Raw genomic sequence first — 23,199 nt, forward strand, 5'->3', positions numbered from 1 at the left:
ACATAAAAACAAATGAGCTTCCGTTAGAAGTGAAAAAATATGAAACATGGATAGTGAAAAACTCTTTCTAAATAAGAAGGAGTTTTTATTATATACTTTTATAAATCATTATATAAAAAACTATACACTTCTTTATCACTACATAAATGGATATAATTGAGGATAGAACTAGCATAAGGGGAAACAAAATAATGAATAAGTTACTTACATCGAAAATTGAAATTATAGAAAGAAAAATCCGGTATAACTCAACAATAGTAGATCACAATTGCTTATTACTTGAAAAGCAATCACAAAGTATCGTTTTATTTCACGAGGTGCAGTATTCATTTACAATGACTGCAAATGATACTAAGTTAACAATCCCAAAAGGAAGTTATACAATCGCATATTACTGGAAAGATCGTCCGTACAATTTATACGTATGGAGAGATATAAAAGGAAAGTATTTAGGTTCCTATTTTAATATTGTAAAAAACACACAAATAAAAGATGAAGTGGTTTCCTTTGAAGATTTAATCATCGATATTATGGTACTTCCAAATGGAGAATACTTCATATTGGATGAAGATGAATTACCAGAACCATTAGGGAATTTCGAAGGTGGTTATGTGAGGAAAGCTCTTTATGGATTAAAAGAAATCATTCAAAAAGAGCTGCCACCAATAGTTTTGGAGACAGCCAGGGTGCAGAGGAAATAAAATTTAATTACATAAATATTTTGAATGGGAATGAGTAGTCTCAAGTTATATGATCTAACTTTTTTAATAAATCTAAGGTTAGTAGCATATTTCTTGAAATTACTCTTTTTTTTGTAGAAATTTCGTCGCTTAGTTATTAAATCCCATCAAATGCATTTAGCGTGTGAGTTTTCTTATTGGTTACAGTGGATTAAAAATCAGAAAAAATAGTAAGTAAATGATATCGTTCAAATAAACAACAGTAAAAATATTCAAACGAATCATATGTATGTTTTGATAAAACCTAGTTGACTTATCGGAAATATTTGTATAATATGTACTTAATTCCATAACGTATTGCTGATTGGAGAAACCAAAGGCATTTTATCTGTTGATAAAATGCCTTTGGTTTTTTTATTGCACAAATACTGAATCTGTTCATTTATATGAATCATTTTAAGGAGGAGAAGAAATGACTGTTTCAATTGATGGGGTATCAAAATATTTTTTGAAACAAACTGGTACTGTTCAAGTATTAGAGAATATTAATTTTCAATTAGAGAAAGGGGATTTTGTTACAGTAATTGGTCCGAGTGGGTGCGGAAAAAGTACATTACTAAAAATTGTTGCCGGTCTAGATAATGATTTTGAAGGTGAAGTTGTTATTGACGGGGAGCCTATCTTAAAAACGAGCAAGAAACAAGGTTTTATTTTTCAAGAACATAGGCTTTTTCCATGGTTAACAGTTGAAGAAAATATAGCGGCAGATTTATCGTTAAAAGATAAGTATGTGAAAGATAAGGTAAGAGAATGGGTTGAAATCGTTCGGTTAGATGGCTTTGAAAAATCGTATCCGAAAGAAATTTCAGGCGGGATGTCACAACGTGTTGCGATAGCGAGAGCGTTATTAAGAGATCCAAATGTATTATTACTTGATGAACCTTTTGGAGCGCTGGATGCTTTTACTCGAAGTCATTTACAAGAAGTATTGCTAAATATTTGGGAGCAGAAGAAAACAACAATGATATTCGTTACACATGATATAGACGAAGCGATATATCTTTCAAACCGAATCATCATTATGAGTGCAAAACCAGGGAAAATACATAAAGTGATTGAAAATAATTTGCCTTATCCGCGAAATAAAACTTCTCAATCGTTCCAACAACTTCGAACGAAAGTATTACAGCAGTTTGAATATGGAGGGTTGATTCAAACAAGTATATAGGAAAAGGGTGATTTTATATGTATAAAAAATTAAAAATTCTTTCTTTTGCTTTAGCTATATCAGTATGTTTGTTAGGATGTGAAAAAAGTACAGCAAGTAGTAAGAAAGAAGATGTAACAATACAAATTGGTATACAACAAGGATTAAGCCCGCTATTACTATCAAAGAAAAAGGGATGGTTTGAAGAGGAGTTTAAAAAAGAAGGAGTTAAAGTGAAATGGACAGAGTTCCAAAGTGGACCTCCTTATTTTGAAGCAATCGCATCAAACCGGTTAGACTTTGGTGAAGTAGGGAATTCTCCAGTCATTTCAGCGCAAGCAGCAGGTATTGGATTTACCGAAATCGCCAATACAAGTTATGCGAGAAAAGGAACTGGAATTCTCGTTCAAAAAGATAGTAAGATTGCGAGTGTAAAAGATTTAAAAGGTAAAAAAATTGCAGTAGCAAAAGGAAGTAGTGCCTTTAATTTATTATATCGAGCACTTGATAAAGAAGGTATTGATGCAAAAGATGTAAATGTCATTCAATTACAACCAGATGAAGCGCAGCCTGCATTCGAATCAGGATCAGTAGATGCATGGGCGATTTGGGACCCTTTCATATCATTACATACGTTAAATAAAGGTGCGAAGGTGATTGCAGACGGTGAAACATTAAATGTCTCTTCACCAGAATTTTTAATTACGAGGACAAAATTTGCGAAAGAACATCCAGAATTAGTTGAGAAATTCCTCAAAGTTTATGAGAAAGCACGTGTATGGCAAGATGCTAACTTAGATGAAGCAATAAAAGTATACACTTCTGTAAAAAAGATAGATGCAGAGATTGTAAAAGAAGTGTTTAATCACGACAAACCAATTTTAGTTCCGGTAACTAAGGAAATAATAGCAGAACAACAAAAGACTGCGGATTTTCAATATAAGCTCGGTTCTATAAAGAAAGAAATTAAGACGGAAAAAGTTGTAGATAATTCTTTCGTAGAAAAAGCATTGAAAACGAAGTGAAAAGAGGTTTTGTAAAGTGGAAAATACGAAAGCTGTTATGAAACCAGCGAGTATAACGATTAAGAAAAATGGCATAAAGAAGGTACGAAAGTTAAATGTAAAAGTTTTAGTAAGGGCGATTACTATACCGGTTATTATATTAATAATTTGGCAGTTGGCTGGCGTATTCGGTCTTGTTTCTAAAACAGTTTTACCAACACCATTAGATATTTTTCTAGCTTTCCAAGAGCTTATTAAAACAGGAGAGTTATTCGGCCATTTAAGTATTAGTGTATTCAGGGCTGCGGCTGGTTTCTTTATTGGTGGGGGCTTAGGAATCATTTTAGGAACGATTGTTGGATTTTCAACGAGAAGTGAGCAATATTTAGACCCATCTGTGCAAATGTTAAGAACTGTACCTCATTTAGCTGTTGCGCCGCTTTTCGTATTATGGTTCGGTTTTGGTGAAACATCAAAAGTGTTATTAATTGCAGATGGTGCATTTTTTCCTTTATACGTAAACGCATTTTTAGGTATTAGAGGTGTGGATTCAAAGTTATTTGATGTTGCGAGAGTGTTAGAGTTTAGTAAAAGAAAATTAATCACGAAACTAATTTTACCAGCTGCATTGCCTAACCTTTTACTAGGAGCAAGGTTATCGTTAGGTGTTGCGTGGGTGAGTTTAGTAGTAGCAGAACTTATGGGATCTACAGAAGGTATTGGCTATATGATTATGGATGCAAGGCAATTTTCAAATACAGATATCGTATTTGTCGGCATAATTATATTTGCATTTGTTGGGAAGTTTTCTGACTCTCTAGTACGTTTACTAGAAGTGAAGTTTTTAAGATGGCGAGATAACTTTAAAGGTGAGACAGGGAATTAACATATAAATTATTAGGGGTAATTTATATAGAATGGGTTAGTATACGATTCAAAATAAATAAGGGGTGTGTAAAGGTATGGAATTATTATGGTTTATTCCGGCTTATGGAGATGGTCGATATTTAGGAACGACAAAACGAGGGAGAGCAGCTGAATATGGTTATTATAAGCAAGTTGCTGCGGCAGCTGATTATTTAGGATATACGGGTGTTTTACTTCCAACTGGTCAAGGATGTGAAGACCCTTGGGTGTTAGCTTCAGCTCTTGCTGCTGAAACAGAAAAACTAAAATTTTTAGTAGCAGTGAGACCAGGACTAATGTCCCCTACAGTTGCAGCGAGGATGGCATCTACATTTGATAGAATTTCACATGGGAGGCTGCTTATTAATGTAGTAGCTGGAGGAGATCCAGTTGAACTACAAGGAGATGGATTATATCTTGATCATGATGAAAGATATGAAGCAGCGGATGAATTTTTAAAAGTTTGGAAATCGACATTGCAAGGTGAAACGATCTCTTTAGAAGGAAAACATATTAAAGTTACAGATAGTAAAGTTGTATTCCCACCAGTTCAAACGCCATATCCTCCTATATATTTCGGAGGATCGTCAGCTGCTGGAAAAGAAGTAGCAGCTGAACATAGTGATGTATATTTAACGTGGGGAGAGCCGCCAGAGCAAGTGAAAGAGAAAATAGAAGAAGTAAGAAAACTTGCAGAAGAGAAGGGGCGTACAGTGCGATTTGGCATTAGATTACACGTAATTGTAAGAGAAACAGAAGAAGAAGCATGGGAAGAGGCAGAACGTTTAATTCAATATGTGGATAATGAAACAATTGAGCTTGCTCAAAAGACATTTGCAAGATATGATTCAGTTGGTCAAAAACGGATGACCCATTTAAATAAAGGTACGAGAGAGTCGTTAGAGATAAGCCCTAATTTATGGGCTGGAATCGGACTTGTAAGAGGTGGGGCAGGTACTGCACTTGTAGGCGATCCGCATACAGTAGCAGAAAGGATAAAAGAATATGAATCGTTAGGAATTGATACGTTTGTTTTATCAGGATATCCGCATTTAGAAGAAGCGTATGAAGTGGCAGAATTGTTATTCCCATTATTGAAAGACGAGAAGAAAGAAGAAAATAAAATTGTTGGTGAAATGATTGCTGATGCATATGCATTAAAAAAATAGTGAGAAATAAAGTTTCACTTATTTATTGCTTCATTTTGTTTACTGCCTGTTAACACGAGATAAAAAACCCGCAAGTTATTCGCTTGCGGGTTTTCATCGTAAATTATTAGAAAATATGGTAAAATTAAAGGGTAACTTAAGGTGCGGTTGGTTGTTCAATTATCACTTCTCCGAGTAGGAGGGGGGTGATAATACGTGAGTGAAATAGCGTTGCTACTGCAGGGTGGACTGTTTCTCGTTGCATTGTTAACGTTCGTCGTCGTTTTAATAGACAAGCTCAAAAAATAACAACCCACCTATGCCTATAGAATGTGGGTTGTTTTGTTTGTAAGAAACAAATAGGATAAATGAACAATCCAATCTGCTAAGTTACGTGGACTAGTGTGTAGCCGCACACTAGTTTTTTTTATTTATATACAATTTATAATTGGTTTATGTGATTGTATTGTTCTTTTCATACTCATTATAACACAGTGTCTTTTCATCAAGAAAGGAGACCGTATGTTCTGGTCTCTGTTATATAGTAGGTGCTTTTTCTTTAAACAGCCCATCCATATACTGTTTTAAACTTTGGACATAAAATTTTTGTGTATTCACATTATTTACACCGACAATGGGTGATGGAAGGTCAAATCTTTTTTCTGATAAATGAACGACAACATCAAAAATGTCAAACAAACGAATGAAGCAAAACAGACCGTCTTTATCGCTAAGTAAAATAAAGTAATGATTTTCACTACTTGTATTTAGCGTATTCCATAAAGAACTTTTGCTTAAATCACGTACAATGCTTTTTTCTTTTAGTTCCACGAAATCTGCATTTGAGAGAATGGTAGAGATATCAATCGCATCTTGATCTTCAAAGTAGCCATCAACTGTTTGTACAGCGAATGTATAAGCCATTTTTAATATACTCATTTTATATTTACGGTTATCCAAGAGCAATTCACGTTGAATAGAACTGGCTACTTTCGTTACACGTTCCTCTTTCCAAATTTCATTATGTAAGGAAATATCGTGCTTTTTACATAGTTTCATAATTAATGCATTAGAATAAAGAATTTCGTCGCTTACTTCGACAACATCAGTCTCAGCAGCCGCAAGTTCCTCACCGTGCTCATTCGTATAGAGTGGGGAATCAATTTGTCTTTTCATTTGTTCAATCTTAAATTGACTCAATTTATGCCTAATTAAAGGACGATCAATATTTGTTGTCATTTGTTCATGACAAGTATCACAAATTGAGTTTGTGAAATAATATCCACATAATATTTCTGGAATGACATATTGTTCACTAAGTTCTTTCGTATCTTTTCTGCAAATGATGCATTGTGTCATTTTTATCACCTTTACCTGCAAATTTGTATGTAATCTCATTGTAGTGTATTTATTGGTATTTTGGAATATTGTAAAGGAAAATATTATGTGAAATTCATACTTATTTTGGTACAATGAAGAGAAGTGCTAGTTTAAAGGAGGCCATTTTTTTGAAATCAAAAGTGCACTTTTGGACATTAGAAGTGCTAATGGTTGTAGGAATCATATTTATTTGCACAAAAATATCATTTTTATTTCAACCGATTGGTATCTTCATATCAACATTATTTTTCCCAATCTTAATCGCGCTTTTTTTATACTTCATATTTAATCCTGTATTAATCTTTTTGGAGAATAAAAAAGTACCTAGAAATTTAGCGATATTGCTGTTATATCTTTTTATCATAACATTAACTGCGGTTGGCGTTGGAGTAGTTGTTCCTACGATTTCACAACAGCTAATGGACTTGGTTAAAAATATGCCAGGCTACATAAAAGAGGGAAAAGTATACATACAAGAATTATCACATCATAGGTTGTTTGAATGGTTATCTACACAAAACTACGTTTCCATTGAAACAATTGAAAAAAATGCGATTGAATACTTAAAAGATATACCAAATACAATTACGTCGAGTGCAACGGCTTTATTTGGTATTATCACGAACGTTGCATTAGTTGTATTTACTGTACCGTTCATTTTATTTTACATGTTTAAAGATGGACATGCCTTTCCAGGAAAAGCGGTAAGTTTATTACCAGAGTCTTACCGTGAAGAGGGGCTTCGTATCATTAAGGAAACGAACGAAACATTATCTGCATATATTCAAGGGCAAGCGCTCGTTTGTATATTTGTAGGTGCGTTTACTTTTATCGGTTATTTAATTATCGATTTACCGTACGCTTTCGTTTTAGGAATTATTGCAGCATTTACAAACATCATTCCTAACTTAGGTCCATTTATCGGAGCAGCACCAGCTGTTATTGTAGGACTGTTCGTATCTCCGATGCAAGCCTTATACGTAATTATTATCGTAACAATTGTACAACAGTTTGAAAGTAATATTATTTCACCACGTATTATGAGCTCGAAATTAAACATCCACCCATTAACAATTATTATCCTAATTTTAGGGGTAGGTAACTTTGCTGGAATCATCGGAATGATTTTAGCAGTACCAGTTTATGCAGTAACAAAAACAGTTGTTTCGAACTTAGTGAGATTGTTTAAGACGAAGAGAAGTAATCGGAAATAGTAAAACCTGAGAAAGATACACCTCTTTTTAAGTGGTGTATCTTTTGTTTATAAAAAATAATTAAAAGCGGGTTGATTTGATTTTATTATATATTTTTTATACATCAAATTCAGTGATGAACTTGTGTGATATAAGCTCTATAAAGCTATGTGGAATCCCTCTGAACTATCCAAATCATTTCCTTACAGCGTGCTACCATCATCATAATCGACTCCTTTCAATTCTATATAGTTAAACGATTAAAGGTGAGTGTAGTACTTGCTTCTACGATCTCGAATTTCATCAATAACTTGTTTATATTGTCTTTCTTGTTTTAATTCATTTTGAGATATTGTTTCTTTTTGAATCGTAATCGTTAAAAAGAATAGGTGAAACTTCATATGTGAATTCCTCCTTTCGAATTGGAATTACAGATGACTACAGTAATGACTTTGTCTTTCTTTTACAGAATCCATAGCCTGATTAATTTGTCGTTCATGAAGCATTTCAGACTCAGAAAATTTATTTTTTTGAATGGTAATGGTTAAAAAGAATACTTTAAATTTCATAAAATAATTGCCCCTTTATAAGTGATTTAGAAAAAACGAGTGTAATAAGAAATTACAGGTGACTACAGTAATGACTTTGTCTTTCTTTTACAGAATCCATAGCCTGATTAATTTGTCGCTCATGAAGCATTTCAGACTCGGAAAATTTATTTTTTTGAATGGTAATGGTTAAAAAGAATACTTTAAATTTCATAAAATAATTGCCCCTTTATAAGTGTTTTAGAAAAGACGAGTGTAATAAGAAGATTGGCGTTCTTTTACTTCGTCCATAATATTTTGGATGTGTTGCTCACGTAAAATCTCTTTCTGTGAAAGTTTACGTTTTTGAATGGTGATTGTTAAAAAGAATGCTTTAAATTTCATGAATATATTACCCCTTTAAAATATATTTTTAATACATTTGAGTGTAGTATGAACTTTTAATGTCAGTTATTTTATCAGTCAGTTGTTTTAACTGTTGTTTACGATTGATTTCATTTTCAGATAAAGTATTTTTTTGAAGTACAGTCGTAAAAAAGAAAATATGAAAAGTCATAAATGAATTCCTCCTTTCGAAAAGGAATTACAGGTGATCACAGTAAAGTGCTTGGCGCTCCTTAACATCATTCATAGCTTTTTCAATTTGCTCATTATGAAGAATTTCATCTTTGGAAATTATATTTCTTTGAATCGTAATACTTAAAAACAATACGCTAATAGTCATTGAATGTTGCTCCTTTCTTAGAAAAATAATGTAAGAGACTAAAAAATCGCGCAAAAAAACCACAGGAAGATACAGTTCTCCTATGGCTGGGCGTGAAAAAGCCACAGGAAAGTATACGGCCTCCTGTGGCGAATTTATGAATTAAATGAAATAAAGTACGATTTTCAATTCTCCATTAGGGTGGTCGAATTCATATTTAATTGTCCAGAAAACACAGGTGCAGTTAACGCTAAAGTTAATGCATGTAATTGTAATTTCATCATTTCCTTCGACCTCCTTTTAGAATTTTTTTCTTACGTTAGTAAGTATATACAATTAATGGATAATTGTAAACATAAAAAATGAAAATTTTTAATTTTGATTAAAATGCGTATATTTAAAAGGGATTTGAAAGTAAATATTGTAATTAACGAAATATCGATAAAAATGGGGGATGCTAAATGAAATATATGCATCATAACATGATCGTTATGCTAACAATTTTTTTATTCATTGCGGCTTGTTCTAATGGAGAAAGAATAAAAGATATATATGATATTAGGTCAGATGATTTTAAGAAATATACTGGGACATACGTTGGTAATAATTCAGATGTGGTTGCAATTGTTAATCATTTACCCGGTGGTGGAACAGTTCAAAGTATAAGTTTAGAAAATGAAAATATAAAAGTGAACTATGGCGCAAAAGAAAGTGGGGCTCTTACAGAAGAAATGATTGAGACGTATTGGTTTGATGAGAAGGATACGATGAAGAAGAATTTTTTCTTTAATGCTATATATTTAGTGATTTTAGTGCCAAATGCAAAAAGTTATGAGTTTCAGGTAGAGAATAAAAACTTTAAGATAACGAGGGAAGAAATGTTATCAATTTTGCATAGAATATTCGATGATTTTCCAAAAGAAAAAGATATATGGGATAAAAATAAAGTTATAAAGTTCTTTAACGGCAATGAAGAAAAAATTAAAATGCTTGTGGAAGATAAAGATTTTCGGAAATCTTTATTTGCTAAATATCCAGTGAGCCAGTTGAAATAATGGAGGGGAGAAGATGGAGTTAGTATACAAAATTTCTTATCATAGAATACAGGACCTTTATTACAATTTTTGAAAGAAGACATTCCGTACATCCCGCATGTAACAGTCGGAAGAAAAGAAAGTGCCAAATTAGCTGCTGAAGTAGTGAAGGAGATTCCTAGTTTTCATGGGAAGTTAAATTGTGTGATTGATAGAATAAGCGTGGAGCGAATTGAAGAGAACGGGGAATCAATTATTGAATTTGAAGTGCCATTTTTAAAAAGCTGACAAAAGTCAGCTTTTTATTTCGTAGCATGAAGTAATGCACCAATTGCACCGCTATTACCACCATCTTGTAAAAAGATTGGTGTTTTATTTTGATATTCGGTGTAGCTACTTATAATATGTTGAAGTTGTACGTTATTACATAAAGTCGAACCAATATAAATAATATGTTTAATGTTTTTTGTTTCAGCGAATTGAAGGCTTAATGCAGTAACGACTTCACCGACAAGTCCTTGTACAGTAGCTAGTATATCGGAGCTACTATTATTTGATTCTGTAATGGCTGCTTTTCCGAAGTTGCTAGCAGTTAAGTTATTATCGATAGGGGAAAGAATACCACCATAAATATCTCCAACCGTAATATCTAGTTCTTTTCTAGATCCTACTTTTGTTAGAGGGATTACATCTTCAAAATGATCTATATTTGTTAACAAGTTTGAAAGTCCCATAATAGTCCCACCGCCAACTCCGGTTCCACCAGCGCGAATATATTGTTCATTATAAACATAATGGATAGAAGTACCTGTACCGATATTGGTTAAAATAAAATTGCGTATAGCATGTTTTTCTTCTTTTAATATGTATTGGACGCCTGCAAGAGTAGCCTCAAATTCGTTTAGCTCTATTATTTTATATGAACCTGTAAGCAGATGCTGTAATAATTTCGATTTACCACCCGTAATACATATTTGTTTTATACCATTGTTGTTTTTAATCCAATCTATTATTTTATGTTGTTCATGAGAATAAAATTTTTCAAAAGTTAATAGCTTTTTTTCGTTAAAATAAGCTATTTTCGTTAATGTGCCTCCAGCATCGATACCGATAGTACGTTCCATTTTCCTGCTCCTAACTACGTAATATGTTTTCCTATTTACTTAATTGGTTGAGAATAGATATTTCCAACTGATATAAGGAACACTTTAATCTGCTTGATATATTAATAGTTTTTCTATAGTTACAATAGGCTGGTCGTTTACAGTTGCAATACCTTTACCAAGAACAAAACCTCGGCGATTGCGCGTTAGCTCATAATGTAAATCAAGTTTATCACCGGGATATGCTTTTCCGTGGAATTCAACTCCATCTAAAGAGGAGAGAAATCCTAGTCCTTCAGAATCACTTGTATGTACAAATGCACTAAGCTGGGCAAGTGATTCTACAATTAACATATGAGGCATATGTTTTTGACTATCATTTATAAACCATTCGTTATTTGTAATGAGTTTATATCCTGTAACGGATTCACCTTGTTTTACATTTGTTACTTTATCAATCATTAAAAATGGATAACGATGGGGAAGCGTGTCTTTAATATGCATATGAAAGTACCTCCAATTAATAATACCCCTGCTAAAGTTAAGCAGGGGAGTGGGAACTAATTTTTAACTAATTCATCTACTTTTTCAAGGACGAAAATGCCGCTATTTCTAATATTTTCAACAACTTGTTGCAACACTTCTTTATCTTGAACGAGTGCAATACGTACGAAGCCTTCTCCATGAGGTCCAAATGCATGACCAGGTGTAACAACGACATTCGCACGATCCATTAATGCATAAGCGAAGTCTAGAGAAGTCCATCCTTGTGGAATTTCAGCCCAGACAAACATACTACCAGCTGGCTTATCGACATTCCAGCCAAATGTTCGGAATCCATCGACTAAAGTATCTCTCCGTTCTTGATAAATATCGCGGTTTTTCTCACAAAATGCAGCGCCATTTCTTAGTGCTGCAGATGCCGCTTTTTGAATTGGTAAAAATACACCGTAATCGGTATTAGATTTAAATTGAGTAAGTGCACGAACAATTTCTTCGTTTCCAATCATATATCCAATACGGCTACCTGCTAAACTATAACTTTTTGACAAAGAATTGATTTCTACACCAACTTCTTTAGCACCAGGTACAGAGAGAAAGCTAATTGGCTTATTACCATCGAAATAAAATTCAGCATAAGCAAAATCATGGACAACGATAATATTATGCTTTTTCGCGAATGCGATTACTTCTTTAAAGAAATCTTCATGAGCCATTGCTGGAACGGGATTCCCTGGGAAGTTTAAAATCATCATCTTCGCTTGATCGGCAATTTCTTCAGGGATGACTTCTAAGTCTGGTAAGAAATCATTCTCTTTCTTTAAAGGCATGTAGTAAGATGTTGCACCAGCCATTTGAATACCTGTTTCATAAGCTGTATATCCTGGATCAGGAACTAATATAATATCACCTGGATTTGCATAAACCATAGGTAAATGAACGAGCCCGTCTTGTGAACCCATTAATAATAAAACTTCTTTATCCGCATTTAATAAAACGTTATGAGTGTTGTTGTAATATTCAGTTACAGCTTCGTGAAATTCTTGAATACCTGATAATGTATACCCATAGCTCTCTTTTTCACTCGCTGTATGTACCATTGTTTTTCTTACAAAATCAGCGGGCGGCATATCAGGATTTCCGATGCTCAAATCAATCATGTTATGACCTGCTGCAATTTTTTCTTTTTTATAGGCTCCTAATTCACTAAATATAGAAGATTGGAATGCTTTCATTCTAGTTGCTAACGTGTAAGTCATCAAAACCCCTCCTAAAAACAGTGCTTTCATTCTGCGTTTTTAATTATTCTGAAAACACATGTTTACATTTTATCATTTTTTTATGAAAATTAAAACGATTGACAAATTTAGAGGGAGGATTAGCCTATTTTGAAAAGTAACGATGTAAATAGCGTAGATATATTAATTGAAATGTGTATTATATGATTCATTTTATATAACTTAAGGTATTTTCTAGCTTTTATTAAGTATATTTCTCATGTTTTGAATGAAAAAGAATACGAAAACAAGGGCTATTTTTGCGGACGATTTCTAAAGTGAAATAACGCAGAAAATATTTTCTGCGTCTCCTCTGAAATGTAATCATTTCTTTTTATATGTGCATAATTTTTCGGCTGTCAAAAAGTATACATTTAATGTACCGTCGGCAACTTTTAAAGTTTGGTCCGATGTAAATGAATTACCATAATCAATGTGATATACATTAGAATTTTTGACAAATGAGCCTTTATATAAATCGTCTTTATTCTTTGTTGTTTGCATTTCTACTAAATTTTGCACAATTTCCTCTTTATTTTCTTTTTTGACAACTGTTTCAAATTTATAATATACAGGGCATTCACCTTTTTTATTGTCAACGACTTCCCAAGAACCGTATATATCGTTATTACTGCATCCACTAAGTAGGATGATTAGTATAGGAATTGTAAGTAGAACCTTTTTCATTTTGTGCTCCTTTCTTTTAAATTTGAATAAACGTGCGAATACGATAGGGATATTATAATAAATAAAGTTTAAATTTTTTTAAAGAATTATTTAATTTCATATAAAAATTTAGGAGAAATTAAATAAGCATGAATCTAGTGTAAAGTCAGATTCATGCTAGTACTATAGCCTATGTTATGTCTTTTTTGAGGATAAATAAAGAGGAAAGCAGAATTACTATTCCATTTAATATATATACGCTTGCGATCATAAAGGCTAACGTACCTGCGCCAAATCCTGCTTTATCGAATATAGAAGCAAATGTTGCGATAGTCAAAAAGATAATGGGAGTCAGTAGTAAAAATATGAAACCTGCCACGATTCTTTTTTTAAAACTATGTCCAGATAAGGAAATGGCTAAAAAGTTTAGGATGCTAAACAGAGCAATTGCAAAGAGCAGGACAATAAATACTTCGATGCCATCAGACATTTTACCACTCCTTTTATAAAGAGTACTTTTTATAATCTATTCGAAATAAAAGGGGGATACTCCTTTAGGTAATTTCAATAAACGTAATAAATAGGCGTATTATAAAACAAAGAAGTATGGATTCAATATTAGACCCATACTTCTTTGTTTATTTTATAAATTTGCAGATTGCGAATGCTGTTTTTCATAATGTTTCTGCTTAGAAAGGGAAATAGAAATAATCAATAATGAAACGACTCCAAAGATGAGAACCATATATTGTAACCCAATTGTATCTAAGAAGAAGCCTGTGCCAAGTAAGATGATTTGGAACATAACCCTCTCAAACATATTACGGAATGAGAAGAGGCGACCGTGATAACTTTTTTCCACTTTCGTTTGGAAAATCGTCGACATAATAGGGAAGAAGCAGCCAACACTAAACCCAAACAAACCAAATGATGTAAGAGCCATCCATTTTATATCGCTAAAGAACAATGACAGATGTGCAAAAGCAGTACAAACTGCGAAGAAATATAGTAATTTTTCAGGTTTGAAATGATCAGATAGACGTTTAATTACGAAGGCACCTAACATAAATGCGACACCTTCAATTGTATATATGAACCCTTTAATCGTAGGATCATGTTGCATTTCGCTAATGTTAATAACCATTAAATTAAACCCAGCTATAAATAATAGAGGGATGATACTTAATATAAGTGCTGTAAAAGCAATAGGAATTCCTTTTAAAATACGAAATACTTCCATAAAGCTATTATCTTTTGCAGCTTGTTTACTTGGTGTTGTTGATTTCTTGTCTTCGAATTGTAGGAAGAAAGTCGAGAGGAATAATAAGGCGTATGCTGCCATTGAGAAGGCATACATGTACTGTAAACTCATCACAACTAAAAGAATTCCACCTAGTGAAGTGCCTGCAATACGAGCAATTGTACCAACATTCATATGTACACCGTTCATTTGTAATAACTCATGCTCACGTACGATGAGTGGAATTACAGATTGTAATGCAGGGAAATAAAATGCTGCTGAAATTTGAAGAGCAACCATAAATGCGATCATAAATGCGATACTTTCAAATTGAATAGCAAAAAACATGAAAATAACACTTAAAACTCGACCAAACCCAGCGTAAAGAAGAACTTTTTTCTTTTCATACTGATCGATGACACGGCCAGCCATAGGTCCAACTAGAACACCGGCTAATAGTCCGATAAATAATATAACTGATTTCATGAAATCAGAAGGGACATATTTTTGCATAAATTCAAGGTTGCCAAGAATACCAAGCCATAATCCTAGACCTGCAATAAACTCCCCAATTAGAACAATCCAAACATTTTTATTACGCCACATAACATAAAACCTCTCCGTCTTTTAAAAATGAAAAACTCGTATATAAAACCTCCTTATTTATGCACTATTTTCATACGAACTTTTTTAGAGTCAGAGTCTATATTACGTGTTTCATAATTGGATTTCAATCTTTTTGATTTGTCAAAAATTTGATGTGTTAATTGATGAAATAAGTGAATCAAAACGTAAAAAATTTATGATTAAAGCTAATAGAAAGTAAGGATACATATAAAAAAGCAAGAACGTATAACTACGCCTCGCTTTTCTCAAGTACAAAATTAAATATTAGATTCACTTAGCAACATTTACGCTCTTGTCCAATAGCTAAAGCGCTAAAAGATAATGGGCCAACAACTTCTGCGCTTGCACCACTAGTAAGGTTTTCTACAGTTAATGAATATTCGTGTGTTCCACTGCCAACGTTTTGATCTATAGCTTGAAATGTTTGTACGTAAAATTGTTCAGAACCTGTTGATTCAATACCTACTTGTGCATTAAAAATTTCAATGTTATCACGGAAAATTCGGAATAAAACTTGGGAAATCTCAGTTATACCTTCTACACCAACTGTAGCGATTAATTCTACTCGATTATTTCGTGAATCTCTACTTGAAATTCTCAATTTTAAATTTGCTAAAATTGCTTTATTTGGAGAAGCTGGGATTGCAAAAGTTGTTTCACCAGTTTTACTTATAGGCTGAGTAGCTTGGTAATCAATGATATGAGTCATATTCTTCACCTCCTCATATACTAGAATATGAAAATAGTGAAGAATTAGCTTGGACAAATACTGGATTATTTAATAGAGTCAACAATAATTATTGAAAAGAAGAAATTCACATAAAAGCATTAAGAATATATCACAATAAGATGATATTTTTCTTAATGCTTTTTGTAATTAAGCAGAATATTCTTCTTTACGTACTTCAAAAAATTCATTACGTCGCAAGTAATTATAAATTTTCTCTGAAACCTCTTCTTCTTCAGACACTAAGAAACGATGATCAAAAGCGTAGAAAGATTGACCTTTAATTAATTTTACGTAATACATATTAAACGCCTCCTGACACTAGATTATTACTTGCTTCATATTATGATGGCCTATATGTCTGCTAAAAATACTTGGAGTTTCAAAGGGGATAAGTAAAGGGATAAAAGAGCTTACAATTCTGTAAGGTTTATGTCACCTTTTTCGATAGTTTGTATTTACCAATTTCTTCTATAATGCAAATAGGTTACATAAAATAAGGGGGTAAAAAGATGGATGAAATACTTGGAGAAGTTGTAGCTGGTATTTGTGAATTTGTAGTGGAAGTAACAGCGGATGCTATAGGAAATTTAGTTTCTGGAAATGATGAGGAAAAAGAAACATTATAATAATTTGTAAAAGAATAAAGTTGATCAAATTATAAAGGCTGATTTCTAAAGGGAAATCAGCTTTTTTATTTTTTACATTATATTAACTTAATTTGAATATTCATTTGTTATCATATTTAAGAAGCCTATATAAGGAGGTGAATAAACAAATATGTCGAATTCAGGGCCTGATTTATCTGTTTCTCGTTTGATTGTGGTAAATATAGAAGAAAAAGAATATCATTTTATTGTTCGTGAACATCCGATTGTAGGGAAATTTATATCGCTATTTGAAAATGGGAAAGAATACGGTTTAATAGATAAACAAATCGCTAATAAAGATAAATTTATTACATCGGAGCTTACTAAGTTAGATTATTTTAATATAGATGTTTTATATCTTACACCTGGGTGGATATGGATTGGTATGGATCAATTTGGTTTACATGCTCGTGAGGCTACTTATAACGAAGTAGATGTTATTATGAAGTTGAAAGAGGATTTATATTATATAGATATATACGAAGAAATAAAAATGTAGTAAATATTTATTCAGGTTAGGGGGGAAGTTCCCATAGCCTCTTTTTTGTTTAATAATAAAATGCAAAATTATATTATTTTAATGAAAGGTAAATATGATAAGAAGTGAGATGAAAAGAGGATTTGAAAATACATTAAGAGAATTGTAATAATTATATGAGTCGTATATGTAAATAACAATAGAAAGAAGATGATAATATGAGTAAAGAAGAGCTTGTGAAAAAACAGTTTGGCAGCAATGCAGATAAATATATAAATAGTAAAATACATGCTAAAGGACTGGATTTACAATATGTAGTTCAACAAGTTGAGTCTCGTCATAATAATCGTCTTCTTGATGTTGCTACTGGTGGCGGGCATGTGGCAAATATGTTAGCACCTATGTTTGAAGAAGTAGTTGCACTTGATTTAACAGAACAGATGTTAGAAAAAGCAAAAGTTTTTATAAAGCAGAATGGTCATGAAAATGTATCTTTTGTAGCAGGAAATGCAGAGAATTTACCATTTGCAGACCATTTTTTTGATACAATTACATGCCGGATTGCAGCCCATCATTTTACGAGTCCGGCTCAATTTATTTATGAAGTAAATCGTACGTTGGAGAATAATGGATTATTCATCTTAATAGATAATGTTTCGCCAGAAAATAATGAATATGATACATTTTATAATTTTATAGAAAAAAAGCGTGACCCAAGTCATGAACGAGCTCTAAAAAAGACAGAATGGCTTACTTTATTAGAAAAAAACGGTTTGCAAATGCAGTCATGTCTTACTTTTGATAAGAAGTTTGATTTTGACTGGTGGTGTAATATGATGGATGTCCCTTTACAAAAGCGTGAAAAATTAACAGAATGTATGATGAAAGCACCAAACGAAATGAAGGGATATTTTAATATTCAATTTAAAAATAATAAAGTAGAATCGTTCTATACTGAAATGGCTATGTTTATATGTAAAAAAAGTACAACGTTAAAAAGATAAAGATAAATGTGTTGCAGTCTTTCTGAAGTACGATATACTTAGTACAGAGAAACTGAGAATTGAGGAATAGTTATAATGATTCGTGTACGCATTGAAGGTACTGAGGAAGAAATGCTTGAATTTATGGGGAAAATGCCAGACATTCCTGGATTTGAAAAGACACATATGAGAGAGCCGAGAAAAGGAAATAACCCGAAATACGATTCAAGTAAAAATGTACTTGCATATTTGTCTTATAAAAAGATTGAAGTCGCCAATAAATAGGCGGCTCTTTTAGTTTGCGCTGTTTCACCGCCTTGTCTTTTTCACATAATAATAATAGTAGATTATGCTCAAGAGGGGTGAGAATAGTTAATAAGAAAATTATCTTTTTTGGAGACTTTGGTATTGATGACGCCGTAGCGTTAATTTATGCAAATAAAACATGTAAATTAGATATTTTAGGTATTGTTGCTGAGTATGGGAATGTATCACGAGATATCGTTACGGAAAATGTTTATTTTTTAGAAAGGTATTATGCTACACAAGTGAAAATTATTGAAGGTGCGAGTAGACCGATGACAGCTGAAGAGCCTTTGTTTTTCCCTGAAATCCACGGGGATCACGGTTTAGGTCCTATTATTCCACCTGAGATGAGAATTTGTAAACGAGAAAATTTTTGTGAATTAATCAAATTAATCGAACCTTGTCCAGAAGATATTATAATTGTGGCGACAGGGAGACTAACGACGCTTGCTACGTTATTTTTATTGTATCCAAATATAATGGATCGTATTTGTTCGTATTATATAATGGGCGGCGCTTTCCTATTTCCAGGTAATGTTACACCAGTATCTGAAGCGAATTTTTATGGTGATCCAATTGCAGCAAATATTGTTATGAAATATGCGAAAAACGCTAGCATATACCCGTTAAATGTAACACAGGGCGCGCTTATAACACCTGAAATGGCCAATATAATAGATAAACAAGGAACTGGACAGGCGAAACTCATTAAACCAATGATTGATTTTTATTATGAGAACTTTTATAAAAAAGAATATCCGGGTATTGGTGGGAGTCCTATACACGATTTATTACCGTTTATCTCGTTTATAAATGACAGTATTTTCGAATATAAAAAATCGGCAGTGTGGATTAGTACGACAAATGATGTGACTAGGGGCCAAAGTGTAGCAGACTTTAGAAAAATAGCTGAGCCAACAAGGTTTGATGATCGGCCGATTCAAAGAATTGCTGTTGGTTTTAACTATGCAGCTTTTAAAGAAGAGTTTATGCGAACAATATTGAAGCCAGATTGTCCTTAATGTGTGTAATAACAAGTCGGATAAATCGTTAGTTCAAAAAAAGGTTTAATCTGTGTGTATTATTCTCAAAAATCTTAAAGTTGAACAACATGAATAACTTATGAAAAATGTCACATAACTAATGGTAAGCAATTGTTTCTAATTATATTTTGATTGGTGAAATGTAAAGGAGGTTATTATATGATTTGGTCTTTAATCGTCGGTGGTATATTAGGGTGGCTTGCGAGCTTAATTACTGGAAAGGACGTACCTGGTGGTGTAATAGGTAATATTATTGCTGGTATTATCGGTTCTTGGGTTGGTTCGAAATTACTTGGTAGTTTTGGTCCAGTCATTGGCGGATATGCAATTATTCCAGCTTTAATCGGTGCGATCATTTTAATTTTCATCGTAAGCTTCTTATTACGAGCAATGCGAAAATGAATGTAAGGACTGTTTACATTTGTAAGCAGTCCTTTTTATATGTTATGCTAGTATTATACAATCAGGAGGTGTCAGCATTGAAAACATTCACAGTAAATTTCCATCAAGAAGATAATGCTAAAGCGACAACAGTACATAAATTAAGTGAAGAGGACTTTAACAAAGCAACAGAAAAAGGCACTCGTCATCTATTTGATTTAGATACAAACGTTGGATTCTTCGTATTCTTTGACGCAGAAGATGCAGAAGGAAACGATCAATACTTAATGTTACAATACGAAGGTGATCATGAAGAGCCAACTGCGTGCTACGGATTTGATTTAAAACTATACTATCAATTTTTAGCACTGTACTTAAACGATCTTGAGTTCCAAGGTGAAACAGATGAGGAAGAGGAAGAATACGGTCCAATTCATCATTTAGCGCATTTACTTTATCATATTGTTGAAGATGGTAAATCAATCGAAGTGTAATATACATATTTGAAGCTGCCCTTTTTGGGCAGCTTTTTTATATGACATTGGAATGGTGTACTGTGAGCTAAATAAAGTGAAACTTTAATCAGTGGGGGGTGTTCATCCCCACTGATTATCAGCCCTCACCAATCGGGCTTTTACGGACAGTAGGGCCCCCACCTAACTTCTTTGTTTCCGCTGAATTTTGAGGTGGGGATCTTACTGCCCGGCAAATAGCGGGATAAATTAATAATAGAAATTTATTTATTACTTTCATGTTAGCATCGTAAAACACCTGTTATAATGATTGTAATTAAATTCATGGAGGCTAATTCTATGCTTGTAGATGTAAAAGCTTTTATTAAAGCTGCAGGTTTAACATGTATTTCATTATTAAGTGGAGATAACACGTTTGCTTATAATTTTGAAACTGTAAAAAATACTATCGCTACATTTTTTAAGAAGCTAAGATTTACCGTATAATTTTATTTCAATCAGTAGGAAAAGAGTAATCACTTCCTACTGTTTTTTTTCTGTTTCAAGGAGCTGTTGTGAGAGCATGTTTTAAGTTATAGATAGAGGATATTATCATTGAGAAGAGAAGGTTTAAATAAGGAGATGAAAATGGTTTCGTTTATCAAGAGGTAGTTACTTCGGATATAACAGACTTGGTTACTTTTTAGAAACAGCTTTTGTAATATGTTTTGTACAAGCTTTTGGAGAGAGTGAAGCACTGACTTTTTGGAACAAACATAATTTGAAAAGTAATGTAATGGGTTGGTTAACGAAATGAATAAGATGCAATAGGGGGTAAAAATGATGAAAATATATTTAAAAATAGTTATGTTATTTTTGGTGTTTACATGTATGTTTGCGCTAGTCGCATGTAAAGGGACAGACGAAAAAAAGGAAACAAATCCAACCTCGGAAAATAATAAAAATGAACAAAGTAATTTTTCAGAAGAACAGAAAAATCCTGAAGCAAAACCAAGCAATGAAAAAACAACAAAACCATCGCCTGACCCAGATTCGAAAAATAGAACACTTAATCAAAAATCAATTAACCACGTTAAAGATTTGTTTGAACTCGCAAAAGAAGGAAAAGTACCTAATGTACCATTTGGAGCCCATACAGGGGATATTGAAGAAATTGAAAAAGCGTGGGGGAAAGCAAATAAAACCGAATATGCAGGGAACGGAATGTACGCAACTTTTACAAATAAAAATATTGTTTTCGGATTTAATAAAGGGTCACAAGTTTTTGATGTACGCTCATATCATGCAGAACTAAAATTGATTACATTACAAGAAATTGAAAAAGCATTAGGAAAACCATCTTCAGTTAAAGAGAATGGTGAAGATAAAATATATGTATACAAAGTAAATAACCAGTATGAGCTGAAATTTGTCATTCCAAAATCGACTGGTAAGGTAGATCATATTTCTGTATTTTCACCAGAGGATAGTATTAATAAAATGGCAGGATAAGAAATTAAGTGATTTCAAAAACACCTCACTTTCCTTAAGTGAGGTGTTTTTAGTTGTAAATAAGGAACGTCTCCTGCCATATAAAACATACTTTCATACGCGAAATACTTCACTTTTGTTTTTTAATATTCATCCAATAAGAAATATTGATCTACTGAAAAAGTAGTAACCTATAAATTATGTGTAGGCTGGTTCATGATTTTTTTACGTTCTAAATTTTGAACAAACAGTGCTTGAACAATACCTCCAATTAATAAGAAACTAGCACAAATATAAAACAGCATACTTCCATTTAACTTACTTAATAAAACTGCACCCATAACTGGTCCGCACGTTCGAGATATATCCCAGTGTATACCGTAAATTGAAAAATATAAACCACGTTTATTGTGAGGTGCAATTTCTGAAACGAATCGTAATAAGTGGTTTAGAGCAATACTTTCTCCAATGACTAAAAAGAGTAAGGTGAAGAATAACGACAATATCGTCGTTGAAGAACTAAAGCCAACTGCAGCTATTGTATAGCAGGCGTAAGAAATAAGGATGATTTTCGCCATAGAAAATCGTTCAGACCATTTTACGAGGAAGATTTGTAGTATGATTTCCAAAATGGCTTTGCATGTTGAAATAAATGCGAGTATGAATAAGAGATTAGGAAATACATGTTCTGCAAAAATACGATAATTCGTCTCAGTTTGTGCATAAAAAAAGCTAATAGGAAGTGTAGAAACCATAAGACCGAATATGGCATAATGTTTAAAAATAAATTGCTTTGGTGAACTTGCCTCAACTGTTTGTTTCGACTTACTCATAGGTGGAACGGTTTCTGGGAGCTGGGTCCAAACAACAACGGCATATATCGTAAGGGTTACACTTTGCACGATAAATAAATATTCTGGGTGAGTATTATAAAAACATGCACCGATTAAAGGGCCGATTACGGATCCAATTGCTCCCATCGTTTGTAGGAGAGCAAAAATTTCTGCTTGCTGCTCTTGTTTTGTTAAATCAGCAATTTGTGCACGCTGAGCTGGAATGTATAAGGAACGGCCAATACCATTAATGACATATAACAGTGCAAATATAAAAACAGATTGAGCGAAAACGAAACTGCCGATTGCAACACCTTGTAGTAATAATCCGAGTAACATAATCTTTTTTCGGCCATATTTATCAGTAATTCCTCCAGCAATAAGTGTAAATAAAATGTCTGAAAGTGGCTGTAATCCGAAAATTAGCATAGTTATTATTACATTGCCGTTTAACATTTTATTGACGTAAATAATCATAATGAGAGCTAACATAGATTCAGTCGTTCGGGTTAATAATTCACCACACAATCTAATAAAAATAGGTTTATTGTAACGAAGTAAGAGATAATTCAATATTAATTCCTCCTTTCTATATTGAAATGATAAGATGAAAGGAGAGTTGGAAAAAGGGTAGAGAC

32 protein-coding genes and 2 pseudogenes are annotated in these 23,199 nt (G+C 32.8%); 18 read left to right on the forward strand and 16 right to left on the reverse strand.

Going from position 1 to position 23,199, the window contains the following annotated elements; all coding sequences use genetic code 11:
* Nucleotides 1-191: 191 nt before the first annotated feature.
* The 6 genes from B9A45_RS14990 (at nucleotide 192) to B9A45_RS32725 (ending at nucleotide 5,254) form a co-directional block, all read left to right on the forward strand.
* Nucleotides 192-701: a ribonuclease FAU-1 family protein gene (locus B9A45_RS14990; RefSeq protein WP_001037878.1), complete on the forward strand. Its 510-nt coding sequence runs from the start codon at nucleotides 192-194 to the stop codon at nucleotides 699-701.
* Between the two features lie 451 nt (nucleotides 702-1,152).
* Entirely contained in the window at nucleotides 1,153-1,908 is a 756-nt protein-coding gene (locus B9A45_RS14995; RefSeq protein ID WP_000218582.1) for an ABC transporter ATP-binding protein, read from the forward strand.
* Between the two features lie 17 nt (nucleotides 1,909-1,925).
* Nucleotides 1,926-2,912 carry an aliphatic sulfonate ABC transporter substrate-binding protein gene (locus B9A45_RS15000; protein ID WP_084064210.1) on the forward strand — a complete coding sequence of 329 codons (987 nt, stop codon included), beginning with the start codon at nucleotides 1,926-1,928 and terminating at the stop codon, nucleotides 2,910-2,912.
* Nucleotides 2,913-2,928: 16 nt separating this feature from the next.
* Nucleotides 2,929-3,777, forward strand: coding sequence for an ABC transporter permease (locus tag B9A45_RS15005; protein WP_000432134.1), 849 nt, complete (start codon nucleotides 2,929-2,931; stop codon nucleotides 3,775-3,777).
* A 76-nt stretch (nucleotides 3,778-3,853) separates the two neighbouring features.
* Complete coding sequence (gene ssuD, locus B9A45_RS15010) at nucleotides 3,854-4,966, forward strand: FMNH2-dependent alkanesulfonate monooxygenase (protein ID WP_000422260.1); 1,113 nt, start codon at nucleotides 3,854-3,856, stop codon at nucleotides 4,964-4,966.
* Nucleotides 4,967-5,161: 195 nt separating this feature from the next.
* A complete protein-coding gene (locus tag B9A45_RS32725) occupies nucleotides 5,162-5,254 on the forward strand; it encodes a putative holin-like toxin (RefSeq protein ID WP_001289320.1) in 93 nt (30 codons plus the stop codon).
* 228 nt (nucleotides 5,255-5,482) lie between these two features.
* Here the strand turns inward: B9A45_RS32725 and B9A45_RS15020 are convergent, their stop codons facing one another.
* Nucleotides 5,483-6,304, reverse strand: a complete 822-nt coding sequence (locus tag B9A45_RS15020; protein WP_000189710.1) for an HNH endonuclease — start codon at nucleotides 6,302-6,304, stop codon at nucleotides 5,483-5,485.
* 149 nt (nucleotides 6,305-6,453) lie between these two features.
* Here B9A45_RS15020 and B9A45_RS15025 point away from each other — a divergent pair, with 149 nt between their 5' ends.
* The gene (locus B9A45_RS15025) at nucleotides 6,454-7,539 is read left to right on the forward strand and encodes an AI-2E family transporter (RefSeq protein WP_000837892.1); all 1,086 of its coding nucleotides are present in this window, start codon (nucleotides 6,454-6,456) and stop codon (nucleotides 7,537-7,539) included.
* 239 nt (nucleotides 7,540-7,778) lie between these two features.
* On the opposite strand, the gene B9A45_RS15030 is transcribed toward B9A45_RS15025, so the two are convergent.
* The 6 genes from B9A45_RS15030 to B9A45_RS15055 are packed head-to-tail and all read right to left on the reverse strand — an operon-like array spanning nucleotide 7,779 to nucleotide 8,790.
* The gene (locus B9A45_RS15030) at nucleotides 7,779-7,919 is read right to left on the reverse strand and encodes a YrzI family small protein (RefSeq protein WP_000668497.1); all 141 of its coding nucleotides are present in this window, start codon (nucleotides 7,917-7,919) and stop codon (nucleotides 7,779-7,781) included.
* A gap of 27 nt (nucleotides 7,920-7,946) precedes the next feature.
* Nucleotides 7,947-8,087 carry a YrzI family small protein gene (locus B9A45_RS15035; protein ID WP_000669805.1) on the reverse strand — a complete coding sequence of 47 codons (141 nt, stop codon included), beginning with the start codon at nucleotides 8,085-8,087 and terminating at the stop codon, nucleotides 7,947-7,949.
* 52 nt (nucleotides 8,088-8,139) lie between these two features.
* Nucleotides 8,140-8,280: a YrzI family small protein gene (locus B9A45_RS15040; protein WP_000669805.1), complete on the reverse strand. Its 141-nt coding sequence runs from the start codon at nucleotides 8,278-8,280 to the stop codon at nucleotides 8,140-8,142.
* Between the two features lie 26 nt (nucleotides 8,281-8,306).
* On the reverse strand, nucleotides 8,307-8,450 hold the full coding sequence (locus B9A45_RS15045) for a YrzI family small protein (RefSeq protein WP_000668963.1): 144 nt from the start codon (nucleotides 8,448-8,450) through the stop codon (nucleotides 8,307-8,309).
* A gap of 28 nt (nucleotides 8,451-8,478) precedes the next feature.
* Nucleotides 8,479-8,622: a YrzI family small protein gene (locus tag B9A45_RS15050; protein ID WP_016110163.1), complete on the reverse strand. Its 144-nt coding sequence runs from the start codon at nucleotides 8,620-8,622 to the stop codon at nucleotides 8,479-8,481.
* Between the two features lie 27 nt (nucleotides 8,623-8,649).
* Nucleotides 8,650-8,790, reverse strand: a complete 141-nt coding sequence (locus B9A45_RS15055; protein ID WP_000156176.1) for a YrzI family small protein — start codon at nucleotides 8,788-8,790, stop codon at nucleotides 8,650-8,652.
* A 440-nt stretch (nucleotides 8,791-9,230) separates the two neighbouring features.
* Between B9A45_RS15055 and B9A45_RS15065 the strand changes: the two genes are divergently transcribed.
* Nucleotides 9,231-9,824, forward strand: a complete 594-nt coding sequence (locus tag B9A45_RS15065) for a DUF4825 domain-containing protein (protein ID WP_000876536.1) — start codon at nucleotides 9,231-9,233, stop codon at nucleotides 9,822-9,824.
* Between the two features lie 48 nt (nucleotides 9,825-9,872).
* A pseudogene (locus B9A45_RS15070) lies at nucleotides 9,873-10,091 on the forward strand (2'-5' RNA ligase family protein); the annotation flags it as partial.
* A gap of 14 nt (nucleotides 10,092-10,105) precedes the next feature.
* On the opposite strand, the gene coaW reads toward B9A45_RS15070, so the two are convergent.
* The 8 genes from coaW to B9A45_RS15110 all read right to left on the reverse strand — a co-directional run bounded on the left by coaW (nucleotide 10,106) and on the right by B9A45_RS15110 (nucleotide 16,247).
* The gene (gene coaW, locus B9A45_RS15075; protein ID WP_084064211.1) at nucleotides 10,106-10,927 is read right to left on the reverse strand and encodes a type II pantothenate kinase; all 822 of its coding nucleotides are present in this window, start codon (nucleotides 10,925-10,927) and stop codon (nucleotides 10,106-10,108) included.
* An 84-nt stretch (nucleotides 10,928-11,011) separates the two neighbouring features.
* Nucleotides 11,012-11,410, reverse strand: coding sequence for a 3-hydroxyacyl-ACP dehydratase FabZ family protein (locus tag B9A45_RS15080; protein ID WP_025966110.1), 399 nt, complete (start codon nucleotides 11,408-11,410; stop codon nucleotides 11,012-11,014).
* 56 nt (nucleotides 11,411-11,466) lie between these two features.
* Nucleotides 11,467-12,666 carry an LL-diaminopimelate aminotransferase gene (locus tag B9A45_RS15085; RefSeq protein WP_142263064.1) on the reverse strand — a complete coding sequence of 400 codons (1,200 nt, stop codon included), beginning with the start codon at nucleotides 12,664-12,666 and terminating at the stop codon, nucleotides 11,467-11,469.
* A 342-nt stretch (nucleotides 12,667-13,008) separates the two neighbouring features.
* The gene (locus tag B9A45_RS15090) at nucleotides 13,009-13,371 is read right to left on the reverse strand and encodes a hypothetical protein (protein WP_000757017.1); all 363 of its coding nucleotides are present in this window, start codon (nucleotides 13,369-13,371) and stop codon (nucleotides 13,009-13,011) included.
* Nucleotides 13,372-13,540: 169 nt separating this feature from the next.
* Nucleotides 13,541-13,840 carry a hypothetical protein gene (locus B9A45_RS31680; RefSeq protein WP_001279462.1) on the reverse strand — a complete coding sequence of 100 codons (300 nt, stop codon included), beginning with the start codon at nucleotides 13,838-13,840 and terminating at the stop codon, nucleotides 13,541-13,543.
* A gap of 153 nt (nucleotides 13,841-13,993) precedes the next feature.
* The gene (locus B9A45_RS15100; protein WP_084064213.1) at nucleotides 13,994-15,196 is read right to left on the reverse strand and encodes an MFS transporter; all 1,203 of its coding nucleotides are present in this window, start codon (nucleotides 15,194-15,196) and stop codon (nucleotides 13,994-13,996) included.
* Nucleotides 15,197-15,491: 295 nt separating this feature from the next.
* Nucleotides 15,492-15,926, reverse strand: coding sequence for an exosporium protein ExsC (exsC, locus tag B9A45_RS15105; RefSeq protein ID WP_084064214.1), 435 nt, complete (start codon nucleotides 15,924-15,926; stop codon nucleotides 15,492-15,494).
* Between the two features lie 168 nt (nucleotides 15,927-16,094).
* Nucleotides 16,095-16,247 carry a YqbF domain-containing protein gene (locus B9A45_RS15110; RefSeq protein ID WP_000291905.1) on the reverse strand — a complete coding sequence of 51 codons (153 nt, stop codon included), beginning with the start codon at nucleotides 16,245-16,247 and terminating at the stop codon, nucleotides 16,095-16,097.
* A gap of 477 nt (nucleotides 16,248-16,724) precedes the next feature.
* On the opposite strand from B9A45_RS15110, the gene B9A45_RS15120 reads away from it, so the two are divergent.
* The 9 genes and pseudogenes from B9A45_RS15120 to B9A45_RS15160 all read left to right on the forward strand — a co-directional run bounded on the left by B9A45_RS15120 (nucleotide 16,725) and on the right by B9A45_RS15160 (nucleotide 21,749).
* Nucleotides 16,725-17,093, forward strand: a complete 369-nt coding sequence (locus tag B9A45_RS15120) for a hypothetical protein (protein WP_000071478.1) — start codon at nucleotides 16,725-16,727, stop codon at nucleotides 17,091-17,093.
* Between the two features lie 197 nt (nucleotides 17,094-17,290).
* Entirely contained in the window at nucleotides 17,291-18,076 is a 786-nt protein-coding gene (locus B9A45_RS15125) for a class I SAM-dependent methyltransferase (protein ID WP_000031298.1), read from the forward strand.
* Between the two features lie 75 nt (nucleotides 18,077-18,151).
* The gene (locus tag B9A45_RS15130) at nucleotides 18,152-18,340 is read left to right on the forward strand and encodes a DUF3970 family protein (protein WP_000621885.1); all 189 of its coding nucleotides are present in this window, start codon (nucleotides 18,152-18,154) and stop codon (nucleotides 18,338-18,340) included.
* A gap of 77 nt (nucleotides 18,341-18,417) precedes the next feature.
* Nucleotides 18,418-19,383 (forward strand): nucleoside hydrolase, encoded by a 966-nt coding sequence (locus B9A45_RS15135; RefSeq protein ID WP_001223681.1) that lies wholly within the window; start codon nucleotides 18,418-18,420, stop codon nucleotides 19,381-19,383.
* Between the two features lie 180 nt (nucleotides 19,384-19,563).
* The gene (locus B9A45_RS15140; RefSeq protein ID WP_000638306.1) at nucleotides 19,564-19,806 is read left to right on the forward strand and encodes a GlsB/YeaQ/YmgE family stress response membrane protein; all 243 of its coding nucleotides are present in this window, start codon (nucleotides 19,564-19,566) and stop codon (nucleotides 19,804-19,806) included.
* Between the two features lie 77 nt (nucleotides 19,807-19,883).
* On the forward strand, nucleotides 19,884-20,279 hold the full coding sequence (locus tag B9A45_RS15145) for a hypothetical protein (protein ID WP_000847587.1): 396 nt from the start codon (nucleotides 19,884-19,886) through the stop codon (nucleotides 20,277-20,279).
* A gap of 318 nt (nucleotides 20,280-20,597) precedes the next feature.
* Complete coding sequence (locus B9A45_RS15150; protein WP_000959545.1) at nucleotides 20,598-20,744, forward strand: hypothetical protein; 147 nt, start codon at nucleotides 20,598-20,600, stop codon at nucleotides 20,742-20,744.
* A gap of 139 nt (nucleotides 20,745-20,883) precedes the next feature.
* Nucleotides 20,884-21,054, forward strand: a pseudogene (locus B9A45_RS15155) (aminopeptidase); the annotation flags it as partial.
* Nucleotides 21,055-21,077: 23 nt separating this feature from the next.
* Nucleotides 21,078-21,749, forward strand: coding sequence for a YjgB family protein (locus tag B9A45_RS15160; RefSeq protein WP_002098287.1), 672 nt, complete (start codon nucleotides 21,078-21,080; stop codon nucleotides 21,747-21,749).
* Between the two features lie 170 nt (nucleotides 21,750-21,919).
* Here B9A45_RS15160 and B9A45_RS15165 read toward each other — a convergent pair whose 3' ends face one another.
* Nucleotides 21,920-23,134: an MDR family MFS transporter gene (locus B9A45_RS15165; protein ID WP_001108456.1), complete on the reverse strand. Its 1,215-nt coding sequence runs from the start codon at nucleotides 23,132-23,134 to the stop codon at nucleotides 21,920-21,922.
* Between the last annotated feature and the right edge of the window lie 65 nt (nucleotides 23,135-23,199).

The organism is Bacillus sp. JKS001846 (assembly GCF_900176455.1).
Taxonomy (GTDB): Bacteria; Bacillota; Bacilli; order Bacillales; family Bacillaceae_G; genus Bacillus_A; species Bacillus_A cereus.